At 64.2% G+C, this 302-nt stretch carries 1 protein-coding gene; it reads left to right on the top strand.

Translation table 11 applies throughout. The annotated features are described in order from the left end of the window. The coding region (locus F2P45_RS35015; RefSeq protein ID WP_166882747.1) for an autotransporter outer membrane beta-barrel domain-containing protein at positions 1-302 on the top strand (302 nt) is incomplete at both ends.

The following is a 302-nucleotide window of genomic DNA, read 5'->3' as shown; positions in this document are numbered from 1 at the left end:
CCATAACCTCGATCCGAACACGGACATCAACTGGCAGCTTGACGCCGGCGCCAACAAGACCGACGCCACCCGCACCATCAACTTCGGCGGCCTGACGCGGGTGGCAGGCAGCGATTACCGCGGCATGAGCCTGCATGCCGGCACCGGTATCGGACGTGTGGTGAGGCTGAGCGAAGAGACCAACGTCACGCCTTCGGTTCGGCTCGACTACACCACGGTCAAGAACAAGGCCTACACCGAATCCGGCGCCGGCGCCTTGAACCTGATCGTCGGCCGCCAGCGCGCCAAGCAGTTCATCCTCG

The sequence above is a fragment of the Massilia mucilaginosa genome (genome assembly GCF_011682145.1).
GTDB lineage: Bacteria > Pseudomonadota > Gammaproteobacteria > Burkholderiales > Burkholderiaceae_D > Telluria_A > Telluria_A mucilaginosa.
This window is presented reverse-complemented; position numbering and strand designations above follow the sequence as displayed.